Below are 24,432 nucleotides of genomic sequence, written 5' to 3'. Positions count from 1 at the left end.
GGGCCGACCGTGCGCGCCGCCGTCCTGCACACCCCGGGGGAGACCCCGGAGCTGCGCGAGCACCCCGACCCCGGGTCCGGCAGCGACCGCACCGTCGTGCGGGTGACCGCCGCGCCGCTGGTCCCGCTCGACCTGCTCTGCGCGTCGGGCACCTCCTACTTCGGCCGGCCCGCGGTGCCCTACGTGCCCGGGGTCCAGGGGGTGGGCGTGGTCGAGAGCGGCCCCGGCGCGGCACCCGGCACGCGGGTCTGGTTCAGCACGACCGCCGGCATGGCCCCCGGCGACGGCAGCCTCGCGGAGCGGTGCGCGGTGCCGGCCGAGGACGTCGTCCCGGTGGACGCCGACGTCCCCGACGCCGCGCTGGCCGCCCTCGGGCTCTCCGCCGTCGCCGCCTGGATGTCGCTGACCTGGCGCGGCGGGCTGCGGCCGGGCGAGCACGTGCTCGTGCTCGGCGCGGGCGGGGCGGTCGGCCAGGTGGCGGTGGGCGCGGCGCGGTTGATGGGGGCCGGGCGCGTGGTGGCGGCGGCCCGCTCCGCAGCGGCCCGCGAGCGCGCGCTGGCCGCCGGCGCCGACGCGGTGGTGGCCCTGGACGCCGGCGTCGACGCGCTCGCGGAGCGGTTCGCCGAGGCGGCCGGCGGGCGGCTGGACCTCGTCGTCGACCCCGTCTTCGGGGCAGCGGCCACGGCCGCCGCCCGGGCGCTCTCCGCGGGGGGCCGGCTGGTCAACCTCGGCGGCGCCTCCGGGGACAGCGCGGAGTTCTCCTCCGCGGTGCTGCGCGGGAAGGCGGCGTCGGTGCTCGGGTACACGAACAACGCGCTGACCCCGGCGCAGCGGGCCGAGGCGGTCGGGGCCATCGCGCGCGAGGCGGCGGCCGGGCGGCTGGCCGTCGCCCACGAGCAGGTGCTGCTCGCCGACGTCGCCGGTGCGTGGCGGCGGCAGGCGACCGGCGACCCCGGCGTCCGGCTGGTCCTGACGCCCTGAACGAGCAGGCCCCGCGCGGGAACCGCGGGGGGATGAGGCGCGCGGCCGGCAGCCGGCCGCGCCGGACGGCAGGAGGACCGTCGTGGACCTGGTGACCGAGGAGAACATCACCGAGCTCGCGGTGGAGCGATGGGCCACCGCCCGCGACCCGCGGCTGGCGGAGGTCATGACCGCGCTCGTGCGCCACCTGCACGACTTCGCCCGCGAGGTGCGGCTGACCGAGGACGAGTGGATGGCCGCCGTCCAGTGGCTGACCGCGACCGGCAAGATCAGCACGGAGAAGCGTGAGGAGTTCATCCTCGCCTCCGACGTGGTGGGCCTGTCGATGCTCGTCGTCCAGATGAACCACCGGCTGGACCCGCGGGCCACCCCGGCCACGGTGCTCGGGCCCTTCCACATCGAGGGGTCCCCGGAGCTCGGCTACGGCGAGGACATGTCCGACGGCCTGCCCGGCACCCCGCTGTACCTGCACGGCCGGGTAACCGACCTCGACGGCGCCCCGGTGGCCGGTGCGGTGCTCGACGTCTGGCAGTCGGACTCCGAGGGCCTCTACGAGTCGCAGCTCGCCGAGGTGGACGAGGCCCGGCTGCGGGCGAAGTACACCACCGACGACGACGGCCGGTACTGCCTGCGGACCATCGCCCCGCTGGGCTACTCGATCCCCATGGACGGCCCGGTCGGCGACCTGGTGGCGCGCACGGAGATCAGCCACTTCCGGCCGGCGCACATCCACTTCCTGATCAACGTCCCCGGCTTCGAACCGCTGATCACCCACCTGTTCGAGGAGGGCGCGCAGTACCTCGACAGCGACGTCGTCTTCGGCACCAAGCAGGAGCTGGTGACCGCCTTCGAGGAGCGCGAGCCGGGGGCCACGCCCGACGGCGGCTCGATCGACGTGCCGTGGCTGGAGTCGCGCTACGACTTCGTGCTCCAGCGGCGGGCCTGAGCGCCCGCGCGGCGGTGCGGTCGACCGCGCCGCCGCGCGGTGCCCGTCGGGGTGGACCGCCTCCGCCGCGCGTGCCCGACCTGGTCGTGGGTAGGAGCCGACCCGACCGGTTGCGCACGACGGAGAGACGAGGAGGCCCCCCGTGGCCCTGGACTACCCGACCCTGCCCGGCGACATCGACCACCTGATCGCCGACGACCACGCGATCGTCGAGCGGCAGTTCCAGCACCTGGAGGCCGGCCGCGGCAACCGCCGGGTGCTGGTGGACCAGGTCTCCTTCGAGCTGGCGCTGCACGCGTTCGCCGAGGAGACGGTGCTCTACCCGATCTGGACCGAGATCGGGATGACCGACGAGCACGACGACGCCGAGCACGAGCACCAGGAGATCAAGGAGCTGCTCGTCACCCTGGGCCGCAACGAGCCGGGTGAGCAGGAGTTCGAGGAGGCGCTCGCCAAGCTGATCGGTGTCGTCCGGCACCACGTGGACGACGAGGAGACCGACGAGCTGCCGGAGTTCCGCCGCAAGGCCGGCCCCGAGCGCATGGCGCAGCTGGGCAAGGAGTTCCTGGCCGCCAAGCGCCAGGCGCCGACCCGGCCGCACCCGAACGCCCCGGACGAGGGCATCGCCGAGCGGATCGCCGGCATGCTGGCCAAGCCGCTGGACCACGTCCGCGACCTGCTCTCGGGCAAGCAGAAGGAGATGGCCACCGACGCCTCCGGGCTGCTGGACCCGCAGGCGCAGGCGATCGTCGACGCCCACTCCTCCCTCGGCCCGCTGCCGTTCGAGATCCTCGAGCCCGACCAGGCGCGCAAGCAGCCCGGCCCCGACGACGCGGTCAAGAAGGTCATGGCCGACAAGGGCATCGAGGGCCCGCAGCAGGTCGGCTCGGTCGAGGACATCGTCATCCCCGACGCCGCCGGCGGGCAGATGCGCATGCGCATCTACAAGCCGGTGGACGCCGGCGCCGAGCCCCTGCCGGTCGTCATGTGGATCCACGGTGGCGGCTGGGTGCTGTTCGACATCGACACCTACGACGCCTCCTGCCGCGGCCTGACCAACAAGGCCCGCGCGATCGTGGTCAGCCCCGACTACCGGCGTGCGCCCGAGGCGGTCTTCCCGGCCTCGCACGACGACGTCCTGGCCGCCTACCGGTGGACCGTGGCGCACATCGCCGAGTTCGGCGGTGACCCGACGCGCATCGGCATCGGCGGCGAGTCGGTCGGGGGCAACATGGCCCCGGCCACGGTGCTCCAGCTGGCGCAGGCCGGCGAGCCCGTCCCGGCGGCGGTCGTGAGCGTCTACCCGGTGACCACCGGTGAGCAGTTCGGCGAGTCGATGGAGGACGCCGCCGACGGCCGGCCGCTCAACCGCGCGCTGCTCTCCTGGATGGCGATGCACGCCTTCGAGGGGCAGCCGGACGCGGCGAAGGACCCGCGCATCGACCTGCTCGGCTGGAGCCGCGAGCAGCTGGCGGCGATGCCGCCGACGCTCGTCATCACCGACGAGCGTGACGTGCTGCGCAGCCAGGGGCAGCGGTTCGCAGAGAACCTCGAGGCGGCCGGCGTGCCCACGACGCACCGGTACTACCCGGGCGTCATGCACGAGTTCTTCGGTGCCGCCGCGGTGCTGGACAAGGCCGAGCAGGCCCAGCAGGAGGCGGCGCAGCACTTCGTGCGGGCCTTCGGCGCCGCCCGGCCGTCCGTGGGTGCCTCACCGTCCGGCGGCAGGGTCCGCTGACGAGGGCGCGGCGGTTCCCGACGGTGCTGCGGCTGCGTGGGGACCGGGCGCACTGACCGCGCCACCCCTCCGGAGGGCCTCGTAGGGGTGGCGCCGTCGTGCCGGGGCCTCGCGCCGCTCCGGCGCACCCGTCCGCACCCGCGTACTCGGTCACCCGCGGTCCGATCGGGTCGACCTCTCCGGGCGAACCCGGCTCGGTTTGCCACGACCGTGGCCGAGCGGGAGGCTGCCCGGAGGTGGGGCACCGACCGGAGGGGGCGACCATGGCGGCGCGGCAGCCGAAGGAGATGGCCCAGGCGGCCACCGCGATGGGCGCCAAGAAGGTCGACCGCACGTGGGACCGGGTGCTGGTCAGCGCGTTCCTGGCGGGGGCCTACATCGCCTTCGGGGGGCTGGTCGCGATCACCGTCTCCTCGGGACTGGACCCGCAGACGTGGGGGACGCTGCCCACCCTCTTCACCGGGGCGACGTTCACCCTCGGCCTCGTGCTGGTGCTCATCGCCGGGTCCGACCTCGCGACCGGGAACATGCTGCTGGTCCCGCTGGGCGCCATGCACGGGAAGCTCGGCCTGGGCGACGTCGCGCGCAACCTCACCCTGGTCCTGCTGGGCAACCTGATCGGCGCCCTGTTCGTGGCGTACTTCCTCGCGGTCCAGAGCGGGGTGATCGGGGATGCCGACGCGGCGGGCAGCGCGGCGCTCACCCACGAGCGGCTGGCCTCGATCGCGGAGGGCAAGGCGCTGGGGGAGTCGCCCTGGCAGACCTTCCTGCGGGCGGTGGGCTGCAACTGGCTGGTCTGCCTGGCGGTGTGGATGTCGCTGGCCGCCACGTCGGTGTCGGGCAAGATCCTGGCCATCTTCTTCCCGATCATGGCCTTCGTGGCGATGGGCTTCGACCACGTCGTCGCCAACATGTTCTTCCTGCCGGCCGCGATCTTCGCCGGGGTCCCCGACATCGGCTGGGGCGACACCCTCCTGAACTGGCTGCTGGCCGGGGCGGGAAACCTCGTGGGAGCGGTCGTCTTCGTGGCGACGTCCTACTGGTACCTGTTCCTGCGGGACGAGCCGGAGCCCTCCCCGCAGGAGGCCGCCGCCGAGCCGGCCGAGCGGGGCTGAGCACCGCGCACGTGCCCGCTCGTCACGGAATCGTCATACGCCGGGCCGCGTACGCCGGTGGACGGCGGGGGTAGGGGCGCCACCGGCGAGAGCCCCCGGTCGCGACCGCGCCCGGGCCGACACCGTGGAGGAACCCGACATGACCGTCGCCGCGCAGATGCTCGACACGTACCCGAAGGACCTCGGTGGGGTGGACCGGCAGAAGCTGCTGGCGTGCATCGAGGCGTGCTTCGAGTGCGCCCAGGCCTGCACCGCCTGCGCCGACGCCTGCCTCAGCGAGGACTCGGTCGCGGAGCTGACGAAGTGCATCCGCACCAACGCCGACTGCGCCGACATCTGCGACGCCACCGGGCGGGTCCTCTCCCGGCACACCGGCTACGACGCCAACCTGACCCGCGCGGTCCTCGAGGCCTGCGCCACCGCGTGCAAGGCATGCGGTGACGAGTGCGCCCAGCACGCCGAGATGCACGCGCACTGCCGGGTCTGCGCCGAGGCCTGCCGCCGGTGCGAGGCGGCCTGCCGCGACCTGATCAGCTCCCTGGGCTGAGCCACGTGGCGGTGCACGGGGCCCGGCCGGGGAGGGCGCGGTGACCGTCGACGTCCTGCTGACGGCGGCGGGCGCCCTGGCGCTCGTCGCTGCCGCCTGGTCGACGACCATCCGGCGGTTCCCGGTGAGCGAGCCGCTGCTCGCCCTGGCGATCGGCGTCGTCCTCGGCCCGGCGGCGCTGGGCGTGCTCCCGCTACCCGAGCTGCTGGCCGACCACGCCTGGCTGCACACCGCCGCCCGGCTGCTGCTGGCCGTCTCCGTGATGTCCATCGCCTTGCGGTACCCGTTCGGCACGGCCCGGTCGCGGTGGCGGCCGGTGACCCTGCTCCTGCTGGTCGTGATGCCCGTGATGGCGCTGGTCAGCGCCGGGCTGGCTGCCCTGACGTTGGGCGTCGGCCTGGGCGCCGCGGCGCTCATCGGGGCCGCGCTGGCCCCCACCGATCCGGTGCTCGCCTCGAACGTCGCCACGGGGGAGCCCGCCGAGCAGGACATCCCCGGCCGCGACCGCCAGGTCCTCTCCCTGGAGTCGGGGGCCAACGACGGGCTGGCCCTGCCGCTGGTACTGGTCGCGATCGCCGTCGCCGGTCCGCTGGCGATGGAGGATGCGCTGTTGGAATCGCTGTGGGAGGTGGCCGGGGCCGTGCTCGCCGGCGCCCTCCTCGGCTGGCTCGGCGGCCGGGCGCTGCGGGCCGGCGCCGACCACGGGTCGACCGACCCCGGACCGGAGCTGGTCTTCACCGTGGTGCTCGCCTTCGCCGTGCTCGGCGTCAGCGGGCTGATCCACGTCGACGGCATCCTCGCCGTCTTCGTCTGCGGGCTGGCCTTCAACGCGGTCAGCACCGGGCGGGAGCGCACCGCCGACGTGCGCATCGACGAGGCGGTGAACCGATTCGTCGTGCTGCCGCTGTTCGTGGCGTTCGGCGCGGTGCTGCCGTGGTCGGAGTGGCGGGCGCTGGGCTGGAGCGGGCTCGCCCTGGCCGCCGCCGTGCTGCTGCTGCGCCGGCTGCCCGTCGTCTACCTGCTGCGCAAGCCGCTGGGGCTGGGGCGGCCGGACGCGGTCCACCTGGGCTGGTTCGGCCCGATCGGTGTCTCGGCGCTCTTCTACCTGACCCTGGAGTCCGAGCGCCTGCCCTCGATGGACCCGGTCGTCCTCGCCGCCGGCAGCCTGGTGGTCGCCGCGAGCACGGCGGTGCACGGCCTGACCGCCACCCCGGGGCGGGTCCTCTACCGCAAGGTGGCCGGTCAGCAGGGCCAAGGCGAAGGGGACGACGAGGAGGAGGACGAGGAGCAGGAGACCGGGAAGGACGTCCCGCGGCGCGATCGGGACGCGTCCGCGTCGTCGCCGGGGTCGGAGGGGTAGGGGCCGGTCATGTGGTTCGACAACTGGTCCGACGTCGTCCGGGTGCTCGCGGTGGGGGCGGCGGCCTACGTCACCGTCGTCGTGGTCCTCAGGGTCTCCGGAAAGCGGACGCTGACCAAGCTCAACGCATTCGACCTCGTGGTCACGGTCGCGCTGGGTTCGACGCTCGCCACCATCTTGCTCAGCAGCGACGTCGCGTGGACCGAAGGCGCGGTGGCCCTCGGCCTGCTCGCCCTGCTCCAGGCGGTGGTCGCCTGGCTGACGGTGCGCTGGCCCGGACTGCGAGCGGTGGTGACGTCTCGGCCGACCCTGGTGCTGCAGGACGGCGAGCTGCTGCACGACCGGATGCGGGAGGTGCGGGTCGGCGTCTCGGAGATCCACCAGGCGGTCCGCTCCTCGGGAGCCGGGGACCTGTCCGCCGTGGCCGCGGTGGTCCTCGAGAGCGACGGCTCCCTGAGCGTCATCCCGGCGGAGAAGTACGGCACCGGGTCCGCGCTGGACGGCGTCGCGGGGTCCCACCAGCACGAGCGGTGACCTCCTGCCCACGGCGCGGTGGCGTTCATGACGATGTCGTGTCAGCCGTCCCCGTGGGTCCGGTGGCGCCGTTTCCCACGCCCACCTGCGGGAACGGTGGGCCTGCAGCCGGTGCAGCAACCCGCCGGCGCGCTGGCCGCAGGCCGTCACCGGCGCGGCACCGCGCGCCGGTACCACCTGCGCGACATCCCGCCCGACATCGAACTCCCGGAGGACGCACGTGGCGCGCATCGACCGGATCGCCGAACCGTGGGGCACCCGGACGCCCTACGGCCCCGGCGAGCAGTGGCCCACCCGGGTGGACACCCACCTGGCCGACGGTCTCACCGAGGCCGACGTCGACCGCTGGGTGCAGTCGGCGACGATCCTGCACTCCAACGGCGACGGCCTGGACATCGCCGTGAAGGACGACCGGATCGTCGGCGTCCGGGGCCGCGCCGTCGACCGGGTGAACCACGGCCGGCTGGGCCCGAAGGACCTCTTCGGCTGGCAGGCGAACAACTCGCCCGACCGGCTCACGAAGCCGCTGATCCGCCGCGACGGAGAACTCGTCGAGACCGACTGGGACACCGCGATGGAGGCGGTCGTCGGCCGGTGCAAGGAGCTGCTGGCGGAGCAGGGGCCGAGCGCGGTCAGCTTCTACACCACCGGGCAGCTGTTCCTCGAGGAGTACTACACCCTGGGGCTGATCGCGCACGGCGGCATCGGCACCAACCACGTCGACGGCAACACCCGGCTGTGCACCGCGACGGCCGCGGCGGCGCTGAAGGAGTCGTTCGCCTGCGACGGGCAGCCGGGCTCCTACACCGACATCGACCACGCCGACGTCATCGCCCTGTACGGCCACAACATGGCCGAGACCCAGACGGTGCTCTGGACGCGCATCCTCGACCGGCTGGCCGGTCCCAACCCCCCGAAGGTCATCTGCATCGACCCCCGGGAGACACCCGTGGCCCGGTACGCCACCGTCCACCTCGCCCCGCGGCCGGGCACGAACGTCATGCTGGCCAACGCGCTGCTGCACGAGATCATCGACAACGGCTGGGTCGACGTCGACTACGTGGAGCAGCACGCGGTCGGCTTCGAGGAGCTGGCCGAGCGTGTCCAGGACTACCCGCCCGAGCTGGCCGCCGAGGTCTGCGACGTGCCGGTGGCGCAGATCCGCGAGGCCGCCCGCATCATCGGTACCGCCGAGCGGCTCATGTCCTCGGTGCTCCAGGGCTTCTACCAGGCCAACCAGGCCACTGCCGCCGCCGTGCAGGTCAACAACATCCACATCATCCGCGGCATGCTCGGCAAGCCCGGGTGCGGGATCCTGCAGATGAACGGGCAGCCGACCGCGCAGAACACCCGTGAGTGCGGCGCGGACGGCGACCTGCCGGCGTTCCGCAACTGGTCCAACGACGAGCACATCCAGGACCTGGCGCGGGTCTGGAACGTCGACCCGATGGACATCCCGCACTACTCGCCGCCCACCCACGCGATGCAGATGTTCCGGTACGCAGAGGAGGGCTCGATCCGGTTCATGTGGGTGCAGGCCACCAACCCGGCGGTCTCGCTGCCCGAACTGGGCCGCATCCGGGAGGTCCTGTCCCAGGAGCGGCTCTTCCTGGTCGTGCAGGACATCTTCCTGTCCGAGACGGCGCAGCTGGCCGACGTCGTCCTGCCGGCCGCCACCTGGGGCGAGAAGACCGGCACCTTCACCAACGTCGACCGGACGGTGCACCTGTCGGAGAAGGCGGTCGAGCCCCCCGGCGAGGCGAAGCCCGACCTGGACATCTTCGTCGACTTCGCCCACCGCATGGGGTTGCGGGACAAGGACGGCGCGCCCCTGGTCAAGTGGTCCACCCCCGAGGACGCCTTCGAGGGGTGGAAGGAGTGCACCCGCGGCCGGCCGTGCGACTACACCGGCCTGTCCTACGACAAGCTGCGCGGCGGCAGCGGCATCCAGTGGCCGTGCAACGACCAGCACCCCGACGGCACCGAGCGCATCTACGTCGACGGGCAGTTCTGGTCCGACCCGAGCTACTGCGAGAGCTACGGCCGTGACCTGGTCACCGGGGCGCCGCTCTCGCCCGTGGAGTACAAGGCGATGAACCCCTCGGGCAAGGCCGTCATCAAGGCCGCCGAGTACGTGCCGCCGCACGAGGTGATCAGCGAGGACTACCCGTTCCAGCTGATCACCGGCCGCACGCTGTACCAGTTCCACACCCGGACCAAGACCGGACGCGCGCCGCAGCTGCAGAAGGCCGCCCCGGAGGTGTGGGTCGAGATGTCCGCCAGCGACGCCGCCGACCGCGGCTTCGCCGAGGGCGACCTGCTGGAGATCAGCACACTGCGGGGCCGCGTGGAGGCGAAGCTCCGCGTCAGCGGCATCCGCCCCGGAGTCGTCTTCCTCCCCTTCCACTACGGCTACTGGGACGAACCCTCCGGCCACGAACCGGACGGCAAGCGCGGGCGGGCGGCCAACGAGCTCACCATCACCGACTGGGACCCGGCCTCCAAGCAGCCGATCTTCAAGACGGCGGCGGCCGCGGTGCAGCGGTTGGAGAAGGCCGACGGCCCGTCCCCGGCGCCGACGACGACGGGGTCGCGGCCGGTCAGCGACGGCGTGCCACCGACCACCGGCGGCGAGGCCGCCCTGTCCACCGAGGAGCTCGCGACCGTGACCGGAGGTGCCCGGTGAAGCTGCACCTGGCGATCGAGGAGCTGCACCGCTCGGAGAACCACCTCGCCGGCGCGCTGCTGGCGATGTCCGACCGGCACAAGGCCGACCACGAGGTCTTCCACGTGGCCCGGGACATCGCCCGCTGGTCTCAGGACCACGTCCGCCGGTTGACCGAGATGGGGAAGGACTTCGGCCTGGACCTGGACCCCGAGCCCGAAGGTGACCCGACGATCCTGGAGAAGACCCGGCAGAAGGCCTCGGACCTGATGGGCCGGCGGCCGGAGCCGGGGCTGCTCCTGCTGGCCGACCTGCGGCACATCTACCGCGAGGCCTCCGGGGTCTCCCTGGACTGGGAGCTGCTGGCGCAGGCCGCCCAGGGCGCGCGCAAGAAGGAGTTGCTCGAGCTGGCGAAGAGCTGCCACCCCGACACCCTGCGCCAGGTGCGCTGGGCCAACGGGAAGCTCAAGGAATCCGCGACCCAGGCGCTGGTCAGTTGAGCGCGGCCCCGACGTCCGCGGCCGGCACCCAGGTCGTGCTGCGCCCGCTGGCCACCCCCCTCCCGCTGGGTTTCCTCGCCCTGGCGCTGGCCACCACGATGTTCAGCGCGGTTCAGCTCGGCTGGATCCCGGCCGCGGAGGGGCGGGTGGCCGGGTACTCGGCGCTCCTCGCCACCGCCCCGCTGCAACTGCTCGCCGCCGTCTTCGGCTTCCTCAGCCGCGACCCGGTGGCCGCCACCGGGATGGGGGTGCTGAGCGGCACCTGGGCGGTCGCCAGCCTCACCACGCTGACCACGCCGCCCGGTGCGGCCAGCCAAGGGCTCGGCGTGTTCCTGCTGATCGCCGGGGTGACGATGTTCGTGCCGGCCGCCGCGGCCTACGGCAGCAAGATCGTGCCGGCCGCGGTGATGGGCCTGGCGGGGAGCCGGTTCATCGTCACCGGGATCTACGAGCTGACCGGCTCCGCCGGGTGGAAGACCGCCGCGGGCTGGGTCGGGGTGGCACTCGCTGCGCTGGCCGTCTACGCCGCCTTCGCCCTGGAGCTCGAGGGCGTGAAGGAGAAGACCGTGCTGCCGCTGGGCCGTCGCGGGCCGGGGAAGGCCGCGATCGCGGGCGAGGGGCCGCTCGCGCCGGAGGAGCTCATCGAGGAGGCCGGGGTGCGTCCGCAGCTGTGACCAGGACCGTGACCCGCAGGGGCTCCGTGCTCGTCGACCACCACGGCCGCCAGGCCACCGACTGACCCGGAGCCGACCCGCGGCAGCGCTCCGGCCGTTGTGCGGCGCCTGCGACCGCGTCCGGCCCACCGCCGACGGGCAGGTGCGCCACTGCCCGTTCGCCCGGGGAGGAGCCCGACCTGCGCGGCGCCCTGCGGGCCGGCGCGACCGACGCCGACCGCTTCCGCGCCGCGATCGCCGGCGAGGCAGCCGGGCACGGCATCGACGACCCGGCGTTCACCCAGCCGGCCCGTCCGACGTCGGCGATCGGGGGCTGAGCCGCCGGGCGGGCGACCAGCGGCCCGCCAGGGCGTCCTCGACCGCCGCGCGCCAGGCGCTCGTCTCGCGGTTGTCGATCGACGTGCTCTCCAGCGCCTGGTCCACGGTGCGGTCGAGCAGGGCGCGCAGCGAGGAGTCCAGGCCCTCGCCGCGCACCCGCCACGCCAGCTCGTGCAGCAGGCCGGCGATCCGGCGCAGCACCGCCGGCTGCCCGGAGGCGTACTGCAGCGGCTCCTCCAAGCCCAGGGAGAGCAGCTCCTCGGCGGTCCACCGCGGCACGAGCAGCCGCACCGTGCCGTCCTCGTCCCGCCAGGCACGGAGGCTGCTCCGGCGGGGGAGGAGGTCGCCGAGCAACGCCGAGACGTGGGACAGGGCGTGCACGGCGGTCGTCGGGTCGTTGATCCCCGGCGACAGCGCCCGGCCGGCGATGTCGACGATCTTGCGGAGGCTGTAGGCCGGGTCGTGCTCGGGGCTGCGCTCGTAGGAGAGCTTCACGGCGTCGTTCACCGCATCGCGCAGCGCCGAGGGGTCGCCGCCGGTGTCGCCGGCGCGCCGCCAGGCCTCGGCCAGCGGTGTGCCGGCGACGACGGCGTCGCCCGTGCGGGGGGAGAGGGCGAGGACCACACCCGCGTCGCGGGCCGCGCGCGCCAGGCGCCGGGCGTCGACCCGGACCACGAAGCCGCTGCGGGTCGCCTCGACCGGGGTCGCCCGGCCCTCCGGGCGGCCCGGGGTGTCCTCGGGCTCCTCCTCGTCGCGGACCGCCAGGGTGGCCTCGGCGTGGACGTCGCGCAGCATCGTCTCCACGCGCAGGGATCGGGCCAGGTGGCCGAGGAACACGACCAGGGCCGTCACGCTGCCCAGGGCGAAGACGAACGCCAGCGTGATCGACAGCCGGGGGACGAACGAGTCCTCGCCGACCGCGGCCTCCGCCGTCCGCACGGTCCGCAGGACGGTCAGGGCGTAGACGAAGGTCCCGGTCAGCTGGGCCAGGCTGAGCTGCACGACGCGGTCGGTGGCGAAGGTCTGCAGCAGACGGGGGGAGTACTGGCTGCTGCCCAGCTGCAACGCGACGACGGTGAGCGAGAAGATCACACCGGTCACCGAGATCAGCGAGCCCGCGATGGCCGACAGCAGGTCGCGCGCCGCGGCCGGGCCGCCGCCGAACACGAAGCTCAGCGGCGACGCGGGGCCGCCGGTGCCGAGGTGGCCGTCCACGAAAGGCATCCCGATGCCGAGTGCGACGGCGAGCGTGACCGTCAGCAGGGGGATCGGCCACAGGGCGCTGCGCATGAGCCGCCACAGGCGACGGGCCGGGTTGACGTGGTGCACGGGTCAGTCCTCGCTCGCCGGGCCGGTGCCCGAGGTCGGGGCGGCGCCGGGAGGGGCGACCGACATGAAGTGGTCACGGCCGACCGGCCCGTCGGAGAGCCCGGCGTCCGTGGGCACCTCGAGCGGCGAGCCGTCGATCAGGAAGCGCACCCGCGTGGTGCCGGGCAGCTCGGTGAGCGTCCAGACCACCTGGGCCACGGCGAGCAGCTGGTTGCCACCGGTGATCCCGGCGAACTCCCGGGTGACGCTCACCGCCGTGATCCCCCCGGGCAGACCCTCGTCCGCGACGATGGACTGCGGCGCCACGGCGGTGCGCAGGCCCCCGATGACCTCCGTGCGCGTGGGTCCGGTCGCGAGCAGGGCGACGGCGCTCTCCGGGGTGGCGTCCGACGTCTCCCGGGCGACCGGGGCCAGGTCGGCCCCGCGCACGAAGTAGACGACGACCTCCGGCCCGGCGTCGTCGGCCTGCGGGGTGACGGTGCCGGGCGGCGCGGTGGGGACGGCGATCCGCTCGGGCTGCGGCTGCGGGTCGACGCCGCACCCGGTGAGGGCCGCGAGGACGCACAGCACGACGGCGAGCACCTTCACGGCCCCTCCTCCACGGGCAGTGCCACCACGAACCGGGCGCCACCACCGGGAGCGTCCTGGACGTGCACCGCGCCCCCCATCAGGCGGACGTGGCGGTGGACGAGGGCCAGCCCGAGCCCGGCTCCTTCGGTGCGGGTGCGGACGCTGCCCGCCCCCCGCGCGAAGCGCTCGAAGATCCGGTCGCGGTCGGCCTCGGCGACGCCCGGTCCGGCGTCGTCCACGGTCACCCGCGCGAGGTCGCCGTCCCGCGTGACCGCGACCGCGGTGACGCCCCCGCCGTGCTTGTCGGCGTTGTCCAGCAGGTTGCCGAGCACCCGTTCCAGGCGGCGCTTGTCCGCGCACACCAGCACCCCCTCGGCGCCCGGGTGCACGGTGAGCAGCGCCGCGGTCGCGCCGTCCAGCCGGTGCCGGGTCACCACCTCGCGGGTGAGCGCGGCCAGCTGCAGGGGCTCCAGCACGACGTCGGTGCTCCCTGCGTCGGCCCGCGAGATCTCCAGCAGGTCGGCGACCAGGCGCTCGAACCGCTCCACCTCCGAGCGCAGGAGGGCCAGCGCCTCGGCCTGCTCGGCGTCGCCCGGGTCGGCGGTCGCCTCGACCAGGTCCAGCGCGCCCACCATCGTGGTCAGCGGGCTGCGCAGCTCGTGGCTGACGTCGGCCGCGAATCGGGCGTCGCTGCGGACCCGCTGCTCGAGCGCCTCGGCGGTCTGGTTGAACGACGCGGCGATGGGGGTGAGCGACGGGTCGCCGCGCGGGTCGATGCGGGTGTCGAGCGCGCCGGCGGCGACGGCGGCCGCCGCGGCGGAGATCCGGTCCAGGGGGCGCAGCGTGGGGCCGGTGACCCACCACCCGACCACGAGGGCCAGCGGGACCGATCCGAGCACCGCGACGGCGAGGACGGTGCCGAGCACCCGGTAGGTCCGGTCGAGCTCGGACAGCGGGAAGACCTCGATGTAGGCCGACCCGAGCTCGGCCAGCGGCACCGCGACGGCCATCACCGTCTCGCCGTTGAGCTCGATGCGCTGCCGGACGGGCGTGCCCGCGACGGCCAGCTCGCGGAGCTCCTCGGGCAGGTCGTCGCGGCCGACCAGCAGCGACGTGGTCGTCCAGGCGCCGGCGTCGACGAGCAGCGAGGTGGAGCCCGTCTCGCGCGGCAGCTGGGCGAGCACCTGGGCGACGTCGAGCCCCTCGGTGGCCAGCGAGCGCTGCACCTGGGCGGCGTTGTCGGAGGTCTGCACCAGGGTGACCCGCTCGCGCTGCAGGAGGAGGAACTGCGACACCGCCACCCACACGGCGACCGCCAGGACCGTCGACAGGAGCAGGGTCACGGCGGTGAAGGCGACGGTGGCCCGGGCCCGCAGGGTGGCCAGCCGGTACGGGGCGCGGCGCACCGGTGCACCCGCGCCGGGGGAGGCGGCCCCGTCGACCGGCGCGGTCACCCAGGAACCCGGTAGCCCATGCCCCGGACGGTCGTCACCAGCGTCGGGTTCGACGGGTCCGGCTCGATCTTCTTCCGGAGCCGGCGGACGTGGACGTCGACGAGCCGGGAGTCGCCGAAGTAGTCGTAGCCCCAGACCCGCTCGAGCAACTCCTCCCGGCTGAGCACCCGGCCGGGGTCGACCGCGAGCTCGCAGAGCAGGCGGAACTCCGTGCGGGTCAGGTTGAGCATTTCGCCGTTGCGCGTGATGGTGCCCTCGGCGGGCGAGATCTCCAGGTCGCCGACGGTCAGGTGCACGCGCGGCTCCGGGGCGCGGGTGCGGCGGGCCAGTGCCCGGATGCGGGCGGAGAGCTCCTTGACGACGAAAGGCTTGGACACGTAGTCGTCGGCCCCCGCCTCGAGGCCGGCGACCACGTCGTGGCTGTCCGACCGGGCCGTGAGCATGATGACGGGGACGTTCGAGGAGCGGCGGATCTCCCGGCACACCTCGAAGCCGTCCTTCCCGGGGAGCATCAGGTCGAGCAGGACGATGTCGAAGGACCTCTCGGCGAGCCGGGCCAGGCCGTCCTCGCCGCTGGCTGCCTCGATGACCTCCAGACCCTCGCGCTGCAGGGTCAGCTGCAGCATGCGCCGGATCCGCGGGTCGTCCTCGATGATGAGCACGGACCGGGACATGCCGGTCAGTCTGCCCACGCCGGCGGGAACTAGTCACCGGGCCCCGTTCGGGTCACGGGCCGGGTGGGGACGTGACGAGTTCGTGACGTCGCGGGTCGCCCGGTGCGCCGGCGGATACCGGCGAGGACGGCCGGCCGTCCCGTGCGCCGGCGAGGGAGGAACCGTGCGAACGATGTCCGTGGCCTCCGCACCCGCCGGCGGCGGTGCGGGGACGTGAGCGGTGCCGGGCCCGTCCTGGGGGTCGGGGCGGGCCTGCTGCTCGTGGCTCTCGTGGCGTGGGACGTGGTGACGACGACGTTCACCCTGGGCGAGGGCGCCGGTCCGCTGACCCGTCGGGTGCTCGACGCCGGGTGGCGGCGGCTGCTGCGCCTGCGCCGGGAAAGCCGGGCCGGCCGGTCGCGGCTGCTCTCCGCCGCCGGGCCGCTCCTCGTGCTCGCCACCGTCGTCCTCTGGGTGGCGCTGTTCTGGCTGGGCTGGTCGCTGGTCTTCCTGGGCAGCGGGTCGGTCGCCGACGCCGACGCCGACCCCGCCCGCCCGGCCTCGGCGCTGGACACGGTCTACTTCGCGGGCACGGCGATCTCCACGCTGGGCGTGGGGGACTTCGTCGCCACGACGCCCACCTCGCGGGTGGCCGCCGCGGTCGCCGCGTTCAGCGGGCTGGCGCTCATGACGTTGGCGATCACCTACCTGTTCTCGGTGATGTCCGCCGTCGTCGAGCGCCGGGCGCTGGCCACCCAGCTGCACGCGCGCGGCGAGAGCGCCGAGGAGATGCTGCTCATCTGCTGGGAGGGGGACCGCTTCAGCCCCGTGCTGACCCAGCACCTCCTGCAGCTCCCGGCGCAGCTGGCGTCCGTTGCCGAGCAGCACCTGGCCTACCCGGTCCTGCACTTCTTCCGCAGCCGCAGCACCGAGGCCGCCGCTCCGGTGGCCATCGCCCGGCTCGACGACGCGCTCCTGCTGCTGTGCTCGGCCGTCGCCGAGCCGGTGCGCCCCCCGGCGGCGGCGGTCGAGCCCGTGCGCCGGGTCATCGGGCGCTACCTCGCGACGGCGGCCGGGGGGCGGTTCGAGGTCGCCGGCGCCGAGGGTCCGCCGCCGCCGCGAACGGACCGGCTGGCCGCCGCCGGCGTCCCCCTTGCCGACGGGGCCGTGCTGCGGCGGGCCGCCGAGCGTGATGTGGAGCGCCGCACCGGGCTGCGCTGCCTGGTGGAGGACGCCGGCTGGCGCTGGGACGGGTGACGTCCGCGCCGTGCTGCCCGGCTCACCCATCCGATCGCAGCTCGAACAGGACCAGCTGCGGTGCGGCGTTGATCCGCACCGGCACCGTGCTGAACCCCAGGCCGCAGGAGACGAACATGCGGTTGCCTACCGCGCCGTACCCCTCGGGGGCCCAGCCGTCGGCGACGACCTCCTCCTCCTCCGTGAGCCCCAGGTAGGACCACCGCGGGGTCCCCGGCAGGGCCACCTGGCCGCAGTGGGTGTGGCCGGCCAGCGCGAGCGGCGCCGTGCCGGCGGGGAGCTCGGGGAAGACCGTGGGGTTGTGCATCAGCACGACCCGAGGGGCGCCGTCGGGCACCTCGGCGAGGGCGGCGTCCACGTCGACCTCGCCGGGCCACGCCGCCCCGATGCCCACGACGTGCAGGGCGTCGGGGCCCTCGCCGGTTCCGGGCACGGCGGCTGCCTCGTTCCGGAGCACCGTGATGCCGGCCGCCTCGAAGGCGCTGACCAGCTCGTCGACGGCCTCCACCGCGTGGTCGTGGTTGCCGAGCACGGCGTAGGTCGGGATGCCGGAGTCGACCAGCGGCTGCAGCAGGTCCATGACCGTCTCGACCTGCTGCGGGATGCCCGGGTCCCGGCTGTAGACGTAGTCGCCGCCGAGGAGGGCGAGGTCCGGGTCGGCGTCGACCAGCTCCTCCACGGCGCGGCCGACCATGCCCTCGTTGGCCCACCACATGCCGATCTGCGGGTCGGAGACCATGCCGACCAGCGTGCCGTCGGCCGTCTCGGCCAGCTGGGGGAGCGGGACCCGTGCCCGCTCCTCGTCGAGCAGCAGGCGCGGTTCGACCAGGACCCCGTAGACGAGCAGGAGCACGACGAACACGCCGAGGGCGGCAGCGGTGCGCTTGAGCCAGGTCATGGTGGGGCGTCCTCGGGTCGGCGGGCGTGGCGCAGCCGTGGGGGCGGCCACCGGCCCGCCGCGGCCTGAGGGGACCGGCGTGCCCCGCGGTGCGACGGGCATGCGGTCGGGGACCGATTCGCCACGGCGTCGTCACACAGCGCCGACGGGACCCCGGGGGCCGGCCGGCGGAACCGGCAACGCACCCCGGGACCGGAGCGGTGGGGCCGTGCCGGCCGCCCGGCGGGGTCACCGCGCCCGGGGCGGCGTCTTTGCGATGCGGTGACGAACGCGGCGGTGTGGTGATGCTCCGGGCCGGCCCGGGGCAGCATCCCGGTCGGCGGCGCACCGCCGCGCACCTCCGAGCCGCCGAGAGGACACCGACATGACGACCAGCCGGCCCAGCCCCGTGGCGCCCGCCCCGGTTCCGGGAGAGGGGTGACCTCGGTGACGCGATCGGGCCCGACCCTGCGCCGTCGGACCCCCGCCGTCCTGCTTGCCGCGCTGCTCTCCGGTGCCGCCCTGGCCGGCTGCGGCGAGGACGAGGTGGACGACACCACCGCGGCCGACGTCGACGTGCGGCCCTCCGACGACCTGGAGGACCCGTACGACGGGGAGTACACGGCGGACTTCCGCGAGGACCTCGACGGCTACACCGGGCTCGAGGTCACCCTCGTCGGCGAGGTCGGCCGCATCGTCTCGCCGGTCGCCTTCACCCTCACCGGCGACGACGTCGAGCCGATCCTCGTCATCACCGAGGAGGAGATGCCCGACCTCGAGCCCGGCCAGGTCGTCGCCCTGGGCGCGGAGCCCACCGAGGAGTTCGAGCTGACCGAGCTGGAGCAGCAGCTGGGCACCGACCTGCCGGACGACGCGTACGCGGAGTGGGAGGGCGACCCCTTCCTCGCCGCGAGCACCGTGCAGCCGCGCGGCTGAGCAGCGCGCCTGGCGGCGCCCCGCCGGGGCGGGGCGCCGGTGCGGCTCAGCGACGAGGCGCCGGTGCCGCGGTCAGCGGCGGGCGCCGAGCGCAGCGATCTCGTGCGCGGACTCGAGGGTCGGCGCGGTGGCCAGCGCACGGGCGAGTGCGCGCTCCTCGCGCAGGTGCGCGCGGACGGCGTGCCGACGGGCAAGGACGGTGCGGAGGCGGGTCATGGCGTGTCCTTCCGGAGCAGCGGTGGTGGTGCGAGCGAGCGCTGCAGGGGGCCGGGCGGGCCGGCCGGAGACCGTCCGCCTCCTGGGTTCGCACCCTGAACTCTGCTCCTCCGCGCGCGGTTCGGCAAGCGAACCCAGCATGGTTATCCTCACACCCGTGAGCGACGCCACGTTCGACCGGTCCCGCTGCTCCGTCGCCGGCACGCTCGCCGTCGTCGGGGAGAAGTGGAGCCTGCTCGTCCTGCGGGAGGCCTTCCTGGGCGTCCGGCGGTTCGCCGACCTGCAGCAGGCGCTCGGCGCGCCGAAGGCGGTCCTCACCGACCGGCTGGCCACGCTGGTCCGCGAGGGGGTGCTCACCCGGGAGCCCTACCGCGCCGAGGGGGAGCGGCAGCGCCACGAGTACCGGCTCACCGACAAGGGCCGCGACCTCTACCCGACGCTCGTCGCCCTCATGGCGTGGGGGGACCGCCACCTCGCCGGCGGCCCGCCGCCGCTGGCGCTCGAGCACCGCGACTGCGGCGGCGCCGTCCGGGTCGCGCTGGTGTGCGACGACGGCCACGAGATCGGCGGGCCGCGGGAGGTCCGCGCCCGGGCCGGGGGAGCGGACGCAGCCCCGGCCTGACCGCCGGCAGCCGCGGCGATGAGTTCAGGCCGGTTCCGTCGTCCTACCCGCGAGCCCGGCCGACGGCGCCGGACCACCACCAGCCGAGGAGCTCCCGTGCGCATGATCTTCGTGAACCTGCCGGTGTCCGACCGCGACCGCGCCGACGCCTTCTACGGGGCGCTCGGCTTCCGCCGCAACGACCAGTTCTCCGACGACCGGACCGTCTCCTACCAGATCGAGGAGAACATCGCGGTCATGCTGCTGACCCGCGACCGGTTCGCCGACTTCGTCGCGGGCGAGGTGGGCGACCCGGCGCAGGCGACCTCCGTGCTCACCTGCCTGTCGGCGGACAGCCGCGAGGAGGTCGACCGGCTGGTGTCCACCGCCATCGCGGCCGGCGGGAAGCCCTGGCTCCCGGCGCAGGACCACGGCGCCATGTACGGCGCGAGCTTCACCGACCCGGACGGCAACGTCTGGGAGGTCATGTGGATGGACCCGGCGGTGATCGCCGGCTGAGCCCACGGTGGCTGGGCGGTCGGCTGGCGGCGACGCCCACTCTCCGGAACCCTGTCGTCACCGGCCGCTCGCGGCGGTCAGCGGTCGAGACGCCGTCGCGGCGGTCCGCCACGGCGGGGAGGGGGAGCAGTGATCGATCCGGAGGGACCGGCGGAGCCGGGCAGCGTGCGCCACGGGGCGGTCGGCCCGCTGACCCGCACCACCGGCCGGCAGGTGCTGGTCCTCGCCGACGGCGACGGCGCGGTCGACTGGGGCCGGGCAGGGCTCCGGGACGTTGCCGACTCGCGCGACTTCGCCGACGGAGTCGTCCCCCCGGAGGTGCTGCGGGGAACCGCCGCGGTGGTCTTCGCCGCGCTGGGGATCGCCGTCGTGGCCGCGGACCCGGCCCAGGTCGGCGTACTGGCGGCGGCGGACGGGGGTCGGCCGGTCCTCTCGGTCTCCCCGGAGCTGGTGCACCACGTGCTCGACCAGGGCACCGCGAGCTACGCCCGCGGTTACCGCGACGGCGTCGCCGACCTCACCGGCCGTCTCCTGGCCGCCCCGGCGGAGCCCGCCGGGCCGGCGGCGCGGTTCGAGGACACGCGCCAGGCGACCTGGGGCGTGCAGGCCGTCGGAGCCGACGCCTCCTCCTGGTCCGGGCGCGGCATCCGGGTCGCCGTGCTCGACACCGGGCTCGACCTGGCCCACCCCGACTTCGCCGGGCGCGCGGTCACGGCCCGGTCCTTCGTGGCCGGCGAGGGGCCGCAGGACGGGCACGGCCACGGCACGCACTGCATCGGCACCGCCTGCGGACCGCGCACCCCGCCGTCGGGGCCGCGCTACGGCGTCGCCACCGAGGCGGAGATCTTCGCCGGGAAGGTGCTCGGCGACGACGGCAGCGGCACCGACGCGGGCATCCTCGCCGGGATGAACTGGGCGGTGACGAACCGCTGCCCGGTGATCTCCATGTCGCTGGGCGCCGACGTGCCCGAGGCCCACCCGCCGTACTCGGCCGCCGGCCGCCGGGCGCTCGCCCAGGGGTCGCTGGTCGTGGCCGCGGCCGGCAACAACGCCGACCGGCGGGCGGGTTCCTGGGGGTTCGTCGGCGCCCCGGCCAACAGCCCGGAGATCCTGGCGGTCGGGGCGCTGGACCAGGGGCTGGCCCCGGCCTGGTTCTCCGCCCGCAGCCTCCCCGGGCGGGGCGGGCAGGTCGACGTCGCCGCCCCCGGGGCCGACGTCTGCTCGGCGTGGCCGATGCCGCAGCGCTACAACACGATCAGCGGCACCAGCATGGCGACGCCGCACGTCGCCGGGGTCGCCGCGCTCTGGGCCGAGGCGACGGGACGGCGGGGGCTGGAGCTGTGGGCCACGCTGGTCCAGGAGGGCGAGCGCCTCCTCCAGCCGTCGGTCGACGCCGGCAGCGGGCTGGTGCTGGCGCCGCGGTGAACGGTTCCCGGTCCCGCGGGTTCCTTGTAGCGTCGGGGCCATGACCCGGGTCAGCGTGACCGTGGACGACCGGCACCTGAGTGCGCTCGACGGCGTGGTGCAGGGGCTGCGCGCCCGCGGGATGCACGTCGACCAGGTCCTCGACGGGCTCGGGATCATCACCGGCTCGGTGCCCCGGAGCACGCTCGGCGCGCTGAGCGCGGTCACCGGTGTGGCCTCGGTCGACGAGCAGCAGGTGCACCGCCTCCCCCCGCCGGGAGCGCCCGTCCAGTAGCCGGGGTCTCAGACCTTGGTCGGGACGGCGCGCACGGGGTGCCCCACCCGGAGCGGACCGCTGTGGGGCAGCGGGCGGCGCCCGTCGGCCGCCGCCCTCGGCGCAGGCCCGGCCGGCCGGAGGTCGAGCATCTGCTCCAGCCCTACGAGCAGGATCAGCCGGTGCAGGCAGGGGCTCGGCCGCTCCACCACCAGCGTGCACCCGTGCCTGCGCGCGAGGTGGTGGGCGGTCACCAGGGCGCGCAGCCCCGCCGCGTCGCAGAAGACGACCTCGGCGGCGTCGACCGACCAGCGGCGGGGCGCCCCGTCGTCGAGCGCGGAGAGCGCGTCGAGCAGCAGGTGCACGTGCTCGCGGTCCAGCTCCCCGGCGACTGCCACCGTCGCGTCCACGAGGTCGACGTCGACGCGGAAGGGGACGGGCGGAACCTGGGACGGATCGTGGTGCGCTGACATGGCAGGACCCCCTGGCGTGTGCACCCGGGGTGGCTCCGGGGCACGGTTCCACGCCTCACGGCGTGCGTGGGCCGGAGCTTGGACCTCGGGGGGAGGCTAGCGGGCGTAGCGAGACCGCGCAGCCCTGCAACGCGCGGCGGCGCGCTGCCGTGACGCTGCGCGTGCGGCTGACCACGCCGACCTCCGGCTGTGGCCCCGGGCGAGAGCCGGCGCACCGAGCTCGCGTGGTGGGATGGGGCCGATGAGCGAGAACGCCAGCCGCCTGCGAGAGGTCCGCCCCGAGGACGCCTTCGACGTCGAGGCCGTGCACGCGTGGCTGGCGCCGCGCGTCCCGGCGCTCGCGGGACGGCCCGCGCCGGAGGTGCGGCAGTTCTCCGGCGGCGCCAGCAACCTCACCTACCTGCTCGACTACGGCGACCCGCAGCTGGTGCTGCGCCGGCCACCGCACGGGCACAAGGCCGCCTCGGCGCACGACATGGGGCGGGAGGTGCGGGTGCAGCAGCGGTTGCGGCCGCACCTGGACGTCGTCGCGGAGATCCACGGCTTCTGCGAGGACCACTCGGTCATCGGCAGCGACTTCTACGTCATGGAGCAGTTGGTCGGCACCGTGCTCGGCCGGGAGCTGCCCGAGGGCGTGCAGCTCTCCCCGGAGCAGGCGCGGGCGCTGGGCGAGACCGCCTACGACACCCTCGCCGACCTGCACGCGATCGATGTCGACGCCGCCGGGCTGGCCGACCTCGGCAAGGGCCCCGGGTACGTCCGCCGGCAGGTGGAGGGCTGGTCCCGGCGCTTCCGCGACGCGCGCACCGACGACGTCCCGCCCGCCGAGGAGCTGATGGCCTGGCTGGCCGGGCACCAGCCGGAGGACGTGCGGGCGAGCCTGCTGCACGGCGACTGGAAGCTCGACAACCTCGTGCTCGACCTGTCCGGCACGCCGCGGATCACCGGCGTCCTGGACTGGGAGATGGCCACGGTCGGCGACCCGCTCATGGACCTCGGTGCGTCGCTGGCCTACTGGGTCACCGCCGACGACGACGAGGAGTTCGGGCTGGTCTCCACCCAGCCGAGCACGCTGCCCGGGATGCCCACCCGCGAGCAGGTCGTGGCGCGCTACCTCGAGCGGACGGGGCTGAGCACCGGCAACTGGACCTTCTACGAGGTCTTCGGGCTCTTCCGGCTCGCGGTGATCATCCAGCAGATCTGGGCGCGGTACCGCTCCGGGCACACCACCAACCCGCGGTTCGCGCACTTCGGCATCGCCGCCGCCGTCCTGCTCCAGCGCGCGGAGCGGCTGGCCGGATGCCGCTGATCTGCCTCGTCCGGCACGGGCAGGCCTCCTTCGGTGCCGACGACTACGACGTCCTGAGCGACCTCGGCCGCGAGCAGTCCCGCTGCGTCGGCGAGGAGCTGCGGCGGCGCGAGCTGCGCGACCCGCTCGTGGTCTCCGGCACCCTGCGCCGGCAGCGCGACACCGCGGCGCTGCTCGCGGAGGCGGCCGGCTTCGGGCCGGTCGGGGTGCCCGACCCCCGGCTGGACGAGTACGACCACCTGGACCTGCTGAAGCGCTACCCCGCCGACGACGGCGAGCCGGTGGGGGGCTCCGGGTCCCGCCAGGTGCAGCGGCTGCTCGACGGCGCGCTCCGCTCCTGGATCGCGGCCGGCGACGCGGACGGCTGGCCGGCCTTCTCGGCCGGGGCGGCCGCGGCCGTCGCCGACCTCGCCGCCGGGCTCGAGCGCGGCCGCGACGCCGTCGTCGTCAGCTCCGGCGGGGTGATCGCCGCGCTGGTGGCCGGGCTGCTCGGCGCCCCGGCCGACGGCGTGGTGGCGCTCAACCGGGCCGCGGTGAACGTCGGGGTGACCTCCGTGCTGGCGGGTGCCTCAGGGCTCTCGCTGCTGGCCTTCAACGACCACGCGCACGTGACCGGGGACCGGCGGCACCTGCTCACCTACCGATGACCCAGCCGTCGCCCAAGCCGGTCCCCGACGTCATCGGGGTCGGTCTGGACGTGCTGTTCTGCGGCATCAACCCCTCGCTGCGGTCCGCGGAGACCGGCCACCACTTCGCCCGGCCGGGCAACCGTTTCTGGCCGGCGATCCACCTCGCCGGGCTCACCCCGCGGCTGCTGCGCCCGGAGGAGGGCCGCGAGCTGCTGCGGTACGGGCTCGGGGTCACCAACGTGGTGGACCGGCCGACCCGCACGGCGGCAGAGCTCTCCCCCGAGGAGCTGCGGGCCGGCGCGGAGGCCCTGGCGCGGCTCGTCGCACGGGTTCGGCCCCGGGTGCTGGCGGTTCTCGGCATCACGGCCTGGCGGCAGGGGTTCGCGCGGCCGAAGGCGGTCGCCGGGCGGCAGCCCGAGCGGGTGGGCGGCGCGGTCACCTGGGTGGCGCCGAACCCGAGCGGGCTCAACGCGCACGTCCAGCTGCCCGACCTGGCCCGCATCTACGGGCAGCTGCGCCCCGGGGGCGGTGGCGCGGGGAGCTGACCGGCCGG

General features: G+C 74.9%; 26 protein-coding genes. 19 read left to right on the top strand and 7 right to left on the bottom strand.

All coding sequences use genetic code 11. From position 1 onward, the window contains the following. Positions 1-9: 9 nt before the first annotated feature. The 10 genes from ACI79W_RS15295 to ACI79W_RS15250 all read left to right on the top strand — a co-directional run bounded on the left by ACI79W_RS15295 (position 10) and on the right by ACI79W_RS15250 (position 11,060). Positions 10-981 (top strand): zinc-binding dehydrogenase, encoded by a 972-nt coding sequence (locus ACI79W_RS15295; protein WP_456562942.1) that lies wholly within the window; start codon positions 10-12, stop codon positions 979-981. Between the two features lie 82 nt (positions 982-1,063). Beyond that, positions 1,064-1,927, top strand: a complete 864-nt coding sequence (locus ACI79W_RS15290; protein WP_456562941.1) for a dioxygenase family protein — start codon at positions 1,064-1,066, stop codon at positions 1,925-1,927. 142 nt (positions 1,928-2,069) lie between these two features. Continuing rightward, positions 2,070-3,665 carry an alpha/beta hydrolase fold domain-containing protein gene (locus ACI79W_RS15285; RefSeq protein ID WP_456562940.1) on the top strand — a complete coding sequence of 532 codons (1,596 nt, stop codon included), beginning with the start codon at positions 2,070-2,072 and terminating at the stop codon, positions 3,663-3,665. Between the two features lie 263 nt (positions 3,666-3,928). Further along, complete coding sequence (locus tag ACI79W_RS15280) at positions 3,929-4,780, top strand: formate/nitrite transporter family protein (RefSeq protein WP_456562939.1); 852 nt, start codon at positions 3,929-3,931, stop codon at positions 4,778-4,780. 139 nt (positions 4,781-4,919) lie between these two features. Then, complete coding sequence (locus ACI79W_RS15275) at positions 4,920-5,327, top strand: four-helix bundle copper-binding protein (protein ID WP_456562938.1); 408 nt, start codon at positions 4,920-4,922, stop codon at positions 5,325-5,327. Between the two features lie 40 nt (positions 5,328-5,367). Further along, positions 5,368-6,687: a cation:proton antiporter domain-containing protein gene (locus tag ACI79W_RS15270; RefSeq protein WP_456562937.1), complete on the top strand. Its 1,320-nt coding sequence runs from the start codon at positions 5,368-5,370 to the stop codon at positions 6,685-6,687. A gap of 9 nt (positions 6,688-6,696) precedes the next feature. Beyond that, positions 6,697-7,221, top strand: a complete 525-nt coding sequence (locus tag ACI79W_RS15265) for a DUF421 domain-containing protein (RefSeq protein WP_456562936.1) — start codon at positions 6,697-6,699, stop codon at positions 7,219-7,221. A gap of 220 nt (positions 7,222-7,441) precedes the next feature. Next, complete coding sequence (locus tag ACI79W_RS15260) at positions 7,442-9,907, top strand: molybdopterin oxidoreductase family protein (protein WP_456562935.1); 2,466 nt, start codon at positions 7,442-7,444, stop codon at positions 9,905-9,907. Next, complete coding sequence (locus tag ACI79W_RS15255; RefSeq protein ID WP_456562934.1) at positions 9,904-10,386, top strand: hypothetical protein; 483 nt, start codon at positions 9,904-9,906, stop codon at positions 10,384-10,386. The genes ACI79W_RS15260 and ACI79W_RS15255 overlap by 4 nt, the downstream gene beginning before the upstream one ends. Next, positions 10,383-11,060, top strand: a complete 678-nt coding sequence (locus ACI79W_RS15250; RefSeq protein WP_456562933.1) for a GPR1/FUN34/YaaH family transporter — start codon at positions 10,383-10,385, stop codon at positions 11,058-11,060. Before ACI79W_RS15255 ends, ACI79W_RS15250 begins: the two co-directional genes overlap by 4 nt. Before the next feature lie 276 nt (positions 11,061-11,336). Here the strand turns inward: ACI79W_RS15250 and ACI79W_RS15245 are convergent, their stop codons facing one another. Genes ACI79W_RS15245 through ACI79W_RS15230 form a run of 4 tightly spaced genes read right to left on the bottom strand, consistent with a single transcriptional unit; the run spans position 11,337 to position 15,405 of the window. After that, positions 11,337-12,707, bottom strand: coding sequence for a DUF2254 domain-containing protein (locus tag ACI79W_RS15245; RefSeq protein ID WP_456562932.1), 1,371 nt, complete (start codon positions 12,705-12,707; stop codon positions 11,337-11,339). A gap of 3 nt (positions 12,708-12,710) precedes the next feature. Continuing rightward, positions 12,711-13,295, bottom strand: coding sequence for a GerMN domain-containing protein (locus ACI79W_RS15240; protein ID WP_456562931.1), 585 nt, complete (start codon positions 13,293-13,295; stop codon positions 12,711-12,713). Next, complete coding sequence (locus tag ACI79W_RS15235) at positions 13,292-14,731, bottom strand: ATP-binding protein (RefSeq protein WP_456562930.1); 1,440 nt, start codon at positions 14,729-14,731, stop codon at positions 13,292-13,294. Before ACI79W_RS15235 ends, ACI79W_RS15240 begins: the two co-directional genes overlap by 4 nt. After that, positions 14,728-15,405: a response regulator gene (locus tag ACI79W_RS15230; RefSeq protein ID WP_456562929.1), complete on the bottom strand. Its 678-nt coding sequence runs from the start codon at positions 15,403-15,405 to the stop codon at positions 14,728-14,730. Before ACI79W_RS15230 ends, ACI79W_RS15235 begins: the two co-directional genes overlap by 4 nt. A gap of 213 nt (positions 15,406-15,618) precedes the next feature. Between ACI79W_RS15230 and ACI79W_RS15225 the strand changes: the two genes are divergently transcribed. Then, positions 15,619-16,641, top strand: coding sequence for a potassium channel family protein (locus ACI79W_RS15225; RefSeq protein ID WP_456562928.1), 1,023 nt, complete (start codon positions 15,619-15,621; stop codon positions 16,639-16,641). A 22-nt stretch (positions 16,642-16,663) separates the two neighbouring features. On the opposite strand, the gene ACI79W_RS15220 is transcribed toward ACI79W_RS15225, so the two are convergent. Further along, entirely contained in the window at positions 16,664-17,539 is an 876-nt protein-coding gene (locus ACI79W_RS15220; protein WP_456562927.1) for a metallophosphoesterase, read from the bottom strand. 426 nt (positions 17,540-17,965) lie between these two features. On the opposite strand from ACI79W_RS15220, the gene ACI79W_RS15215 reads away from it, so the two are divergent. Then, entirely contained in the window at positions 17,966-18,454 is a 489-nt protein-coding gene (locus tag ACI79W_RS15215) for a hypothetical protein (protein ID WP_456562926.1), read from the top strand. A 72-nt stretch (positions 18,455-18,526) separates the two neighbouring features. Here the strand turns inward: ACI79W_RS15215 and ACI79W_RS15210 are convergent, their stop codons facing one another. Beyond that, positions 18,527-18,670: a hypothetical protein gene (locus ACI79W_RS15210; RefSeq protein WP_236826088.1), complete on the bottom strand. Its 144-nt coding sequence runs from the start codon at positions 18,668-18,670 to the stop codon at positions 18,527-18,529. 157 nt (positions 18,671-18,827) lie between these two features. Here ACI79W_RS15210 and ACI79W_RS15205 point away from each other — a divergent pair, with 157 nt between their 5' ends. The 4 genes from ACI79W_RS15205 to ACI79W_RS15190 all read left to right on the top strand — a co-directional run bounded on the left by ACI79W_RS15205 (position 18,828) and on the right by ACI79W_RS15190 (position 21,489). Then, positions 18,828-19,292 carry a winged helix-turn-helix transcriptional regulator gene (locus ACI79W_RS15205; protein WP_456562925.1) on the top strand — a complete coding sequence of 155 codons (465 nt, stop codon included), beginning with the start codon at positions 18,828-18,830 and terminating at the stop codon, positions 19,290-19,292. Between the two features lie 102 nt (positions 19,293-19,394). Beyond that, positions 19,395-19,790 (top strand): VOC family protein, encoded by a 396-nt coding sequence (locus ACI79W_RS15200; RefSeq protein WP_456562924.1) that lies wholly within the window; start codon positions 19,395-19,397, stop codon positions 19,788-19,790. 129 nt (positions 19,791-19,919) lie between these two features. After that, complete coding sequence (locus tag ACI79W_RS15195; protein WP_456562923.1) at positions 19,920-21,215, top strand: S8 family serine peptidase; 1,296 nt, start codon at positions 19,920-19,922, stop codon at positions 21,213-21,215. Positions 21,216-21,255: 40 nt separating this feature from the next. Beyond that, positions 21,256-21,489: a hypothetical protein gene (locus ACI79W_RS15190; protein WP_456562922.1), complete on the top strand. Its 234-nt coding sequence runs from the start codon at positions 21,256-21,258 to the stop codon at positions 21,487-21,489. A gap of 8 nt (positions 21,490-21,497) precedes the next feature. On the opposite strand, the gene ACI79W_RS15185 is transcribed toward ACI79W_RS15190, so the two are convergent. Then, on the bottom strand, positions 21,498-21,941 hold the full coding sequence (locus tag ACI79W_RS15185) for an STAS domain-containing protein (protein WP_456562921.1): 444 nt from the start codon (positions 21,939-21,941) through the stop codon (positions 21,498-21,500). A gap of 241 nt (positions 21,942-22,182) precedes the next feature. Here ACI79W_RS15185 and ACI79W_RS15180 point away from each other — a divergent pair, with 241 nt between their 5' ends. Genes ACI79W_RS15180 through mug form a run of 3 tightly spaced genes read left to right on the top strand, consistent with a single transcriptional unit; the run spans position 22,183 to position 24,424 of the window. Continuing rightward, a complete protein-coding gene (locus ACI79W_RS15180) occupies positions 22,183-23,250 on the top strand; it encodes a phosphotransferase family protein (RefSeq protein ID WP_456562920.1) in 1,068 nt (355 codons plus the stop codon). Next, positions 23,241-23,897 (top strand): histidine phosphatase family protein, encoded by a 657-nt coding sequence (locus ACI79W_RS15175; RefSeq protein WP_456562919.1) that lies wholly within the window; start codon positions 23,241-23,243, stop codon positions 23,895-23,897. The genes ACI79W_RS15180 and ACI79W_RS15175 overlap by 10 nt, the downstream gene beginning before the upstream one ends. After that, positions 23,894-24,424: a G/U mismatch-specific DNA glycosylase gene (gene mug, locus ACI79W_RS15170; protein ID WP_456562918.1), complete on the top strand. Its 531-nt coding sequence runs from the start codon at positions 23,894-23,896 to the stop codon at positions 24,422-24,424. The genes ACI79W_RS15175 and mug overlap by 4 nt, the downstream gene beginning before the upstream one ends. The last annotated feature ends 8 nt before the right edge of the window (positions 24,425-24,432 follow it).

The organism is Blastococcus sp. SYSU DS0533 (genome assembly GCF_054050775.1).
The sequence above is the reverse complement of the archived record's forward strand: the minus strand, read 5'-3'. Positions and strand labels throughout refer to the sequence as shown.